This is a genomic window from Okeania sp., from assembly GCF_035285525.1.
GTDB lineage: Bacteria > Cyanobacteriota > Cyanobacteriia > Cyanobacteriales > Microcoleaceae > Trichodesmium.
The window spans coordinates 1-4,163 of the sequence record NZ_JAYKGW010000007.1; the positions used below are offsets into that span (position 1 = coordinate 1).

At 32.9% G+C, this 4,163-nt stretch carries 4 protein-coding genes and 1 pseudogene; 4 read left to right on the forward strand and 1 reads right to left on the reverse strand.

The features are described from left to right. Window positions 1–827: 827 nt before the first annotated feature. The gene (locus VKJ25_RS00670) at window positions 828–1,037 is read right to left on the reverse strand and encodes a hypothetical protein (protein WP_324234706.1); all 210 of its coding nucleotides are present in this window, start codon (window positions 1,035–1,037) and stop codon (window positions 828–830) included. A 526-nt stretch (window positions 1,038–1,563) separates the two neighbouring features. Here VKJ25_RS00670 and VKJ25_RS00675 point away from each other — a divergent pair. The 4 genes and pseudogenes from VKJ25_RS00675 to VKJ25_RS00690 all read left to right on the forward strand — a co-directional run bounded on the left by VKJ25_RS00675 (window position 1,564) and on the right by VKJ25_RS00690 (window position 4,160). Then, entirely contained in the window at window positions 1,564–2,202 is a 639-nt protein-coding gene (locus tag VKJ25_RS00675) for a peroxiredoxin (protein WP_324234707.1), read from the forward strand. 208 nt (window positions 2,203–2,410) lie between these two features. Beyond that, on the forward strand, window positions 2,411–2,995 hold the full coding sequence (locus VKJ25_RS00680) for a Uma2 family endonuclease (RefSeq protein WP_324234708.1): 585 nt from the start codon (window positions 2,411–2,413) through the stop codon (window positions 2,993–2,995). Window positions 2,996–3,011: 16 nt separating this feature from the next. Next, a complete protein-coding gene (locus tag VKJ25_RS00685) occupies window positions 3,012–3,596 on the forward strand; it encodes a Uma2 family endonuclease (RefSeq protein ID WP_324234709.1) in 585 nt (194 codons plus the stop codon). 14 nt (window positions 3,597–3,610) lie between these two features. Next, window positions 3,611–4,160: pseudogene (locus VKJ25_RS00690) on the forward strand (Uma2 family endonuclease). Window positions 4,161–4,163 lie beyond the last annotated feature (3 nt).

Consider the following 4,163-nt stretch of genomic DNA (forward strand, 5'->3'; position numbering starts at 1 on the left):
AGAGAGTAGAGAGTAGAGAGTAGAGAGTAGAGAGTAGAGAGTAGAGAGTAGAGAGTAGAGAGTAGAGAGTAGAGAGTAGAGAGTAGAGAGTAGAGAGTAGAGAGTAGAGAGTGAACCTCGGACTAAACTCGGAGGCTTGAAATACTGAAGTTAAATATTTTTTTCATCCCCTTAAAAAAGGAGGCTTTAGACCTGATTTTTTGGTAATTGATAATTAATAATTAATAATTAATAATTAGGGTTTGCTACTTTGTAGATAAAGGTTATAGACTTTTTATATATCGAAAAATCCCAACTTTTCCAACTAAAACTACCAAGAAGTTAGGATTTTAAACAGAGCAATATAGGATAATGAATAATAAATCATGAATCATGAATAATTAGGGTTTGCTGATTAAATATAAAAATCTTTGGCATATAAAAGTTATAGACTTTTTAGAGCTGGTTAAAACCGTGAGGGAATTGAATCAAGTACCGAAATTTTATTTCACTATCCATTACTAATTAATTTCTAACCCGCTCCTGCTTTAATATTGTGCAATAGTAGTTTAACTACATTGATGGTTAATTAGGGCTTGCTGAAAAAGTATTTTTGCTCTTTTTAGGGAGTAGTTAAGAGTCAGCAGAAATAGAAGTTATAGACGAGTTAAGTATAAGAATAGTCTCTTAAGTTTTCACCTCAACTGTGAGGAACTTATTGCTAACTTTTTTAACCTTTTTAACCTAAAAGCTGGTATTTTTTACCGACTTAAATTTCCTAAAAGCTTTATCTATCGATGCTTTTATATTTATTCATAAAAGCCTAGTTATTCATTATTTATTATTCATTATTCATTAACTCTATCATACCAACTCACAGATTTAGGTTGATAGTCAACACAATTAATAGCTTTTTCTGAAAGAGCAACTTTAGGTTGTACAGGACATTTTAGATAATAATTCCTAGTAAAAAATAGACAATTAGAGCAGGGAATATTGTGCATTCTTTGAGCAGTACGGACTAAATTAGCGATCGTGCCGACCATACTCCAAACCATTAAAATTATCAATCCCCAAGCAAAGACAAAACAGATAGGAACCCAAAACGGTTGTATGGCATGAATTACAAAATAAAGAAGTTGAAACACAGCTAGTCAGACATATCATAAATTACTAATCTTAAATTTAACCTAATCTCATCAATTTTTAATTTAATTTTGTAAGCATTCAACTATTAACTTTCAGCCCTCAACTTTTGAAGTTAATAACTGACTAGAGTTAGCTGATGACCTTTTTCGTATCGGAGGTTTAATTCTCCTTGGAGATTAATTCCTCTTAATAAAGGAATGAGTTGATAGCGGAATGCACTCGCATTCCGCAGGAAATGCTTACCTAATTTTTAAGAACAGGACTTACGCAACTGCAAGGTATTTTCGTCGGATACGACCGAAGGGAAACAATCTCAAAACCCTGTTTTTCCTACCTCATGGCTTTAGTCCTAAAGAATATATAAAGTTAAAAGCTTTAAGAAACTTATGATGAAAATATAGATAATTGTACCCTATAAAGAATTTAGGATAAACTATGGCCTTAAGATTAGGTGACAAAGTACCTGACTTTACTCAAAATTCCTCTGAAGGAGAAATCAGCTTTTATGACTGGGCAGGTGAAAACTGGGTAGTTCTTTTCTCTCACCCTGCTGATTATACACCAGTTTGTACCACAGAATTAGGTTCAGTTGCGAAACTCAAACCAGAATTTGACAAGCGTGGAGTTAAAGTTATTGCTCTAAGCGTTGATGATGCAGAATCTCACAAAGGTTGGATTGGAGATATCAATGAAACTCAAGAAACAACTGTTAATTATCCTATTTTAGCAGATGTAGATAAAAAGGTTTCTGATTTGTACGATATGATTCATCCTAACTCTTTAAATAATCTCACAATTCGTACAGTTTTTATCATCGACCCTGAGAAAAAGCTCCGTCTTTCTATTACTTATCCTGCCAGTACAGGTCGTAATTTTGATGAAATTATTCGAGTAATTGATTCTTTGCAACTAACAGATAATTATCAAGTTGCTACTCCTGTAAATTGGCAAGATGGAGAAGATTGTGTAATTGTTCCTTCTCTGAAAGACCCCGAAGTATTAAAAGAGAAATTCCCTAAAGGTTACACAGAAGTTAAGCCATATTTGCGCATGACTCCTCAACCTAACAAATAAATAAATAAGTCATCTATAATATAGTTAAGGATTAAGAGTTGGGCTAGGATTCTTAATCCTTAATTATTTTGTAAGCATTTAGCAGTCAGCATTTAGCTATCAGCTATAAGTTATTAATTTATTGTCTTAGTCAAAAAAACTATTAATCAAAAATCACTAGCTGAATGTTAATAGCTGAATACCTAAATTTTAGGAGGGAGGAAAAATTATGTGGGAAAATCCAATTGTTTTAAAAATTCCTTCAGATGGAAAAATGACAGAGGAACAATTTTTTAAATTCTGTCAAATTAATCAAGACTTAAACATAGAAACTAATAAATTTGGAGAGTTATTAATTATGTCTCCTGCTGGTTCGGAAACAGGAAATAGAGAATTTAATTTGTGTGGTCAGTTATGGTTATGGTCAGAAGAAGATGCTACAGGTTTAGCTTTTAGTTCGAGTGCAGGATTTACTCTTTCTACAGGAGCGAAAAAATCTCCTGATGCCTCTTGGATAAAATTAGAAAGATGGATGAGTTTATCTCAAGAAGAAAAAGAAAGATTTGCTCCTATTTGCCCGGATTTTGTAGTGGAATTAATGTCGCCTTCTGATAGTTTGAAAACTCTACAAGTAAAAATGGAAGAATATATGGCAGAACCGGGAGTAAAATTAGGTTGGTTAATTGATAGAAAGGAAAGGAAAGTTTATATTTATCGTCCTGGAATGGAGACTGAATGTTTAGAAAATCCAGAGACTGTGAGTGGAGAAGCAGTATTACCAGGATTTGTGTTAAAGATGAGTAAAGTTTGGTAAATTAGGAGCAAAAATTATGTTTGAAGAAACAATGATTTTACAAATGCCTTCCAGCTTAAAAATGACAGAGGAACAATTTTTTGAATTCTGTCAAGTTAATCAAGATTTACGGATAGAAACTAATAAATTTGGAGAGTTATTAATTATGTCTCCCGTTGGTTCGGAAACAGGAAATAGAGAATTTAACTTATGTGTACAATTAGGCTTATGGTCAGAAGAAGATGGTACAGGTTTAGCTTTTAGTTCGAGTGCAGGATTTACTCTTTCTACAGGAGCGAAAAAATCTCCTGATGCCTCTTGGATAAAATTAGAAAGATGGATGAGTTTATCTCAAGAAGAAAAGGAAAGATTTGCTCCGATTTGCCCTGATTTTGTAGTAGAATTAATGTCGCCTTCGGATAGTCTAAAAATCTTACAGGAAAAAATGGAAGAATATATGGCAGAACCGGGAGTAAAATTAGGTTGGTTAATTGATAGAAAGGAAAGGAAAGTTTATATTTATCGCCCTGGAATGCCGAATGAATGTTTAGAAAATCCAGAGACTGTGAGTGGGGAAAAAGTATTGCCAGGTTTTGTGTTAAAGATGAGTAAAGTTTGGTAAATTAGGAGGAAAATATGTTTGAAGAAACCATGATTTTACCAATGCCTCCAAGTTTAAAAATAACAGAGGAACAATTTTTTGAATTCTGTCAAATTAATCAAGACTTAAACATAGAAACTAATAAATTCGGAGAGTTATTAATTATGTCTCCTGCTGGTTCATAAACTGGAAATCGTAGTCTTAGTATAGCAGCAAAATTATATTTTTGGGCAGAAGAAGAAGCTAGTGGTATTGCTTTTGATTCGAGTGCAAGTGCCTCTTGGATAAAATTAGAAAGATGGATGAGTTTATCTCAAGAAGAAAAAGAAAGATTTGCTCCAATTTGCCCAGATTTTGTAGTAGAATTAATGTCACCTTCTGATAGTCTAAAAACCTTACAGGAAAAAATGGAAGAATATATGGCAAAGTCGGAAGTAAAATTAGGGAATGTTAATTGATATAAAGGAAAGGAAAGTTTATATTTATCGTCCAGGAATCGCGACCGAATGTTTAGAAAATCCAGAGACTGTGAGTGGAGAACCAATATTGCCAGGATTTATTTTAAAGATGAGTAAAATTTGGTAAATA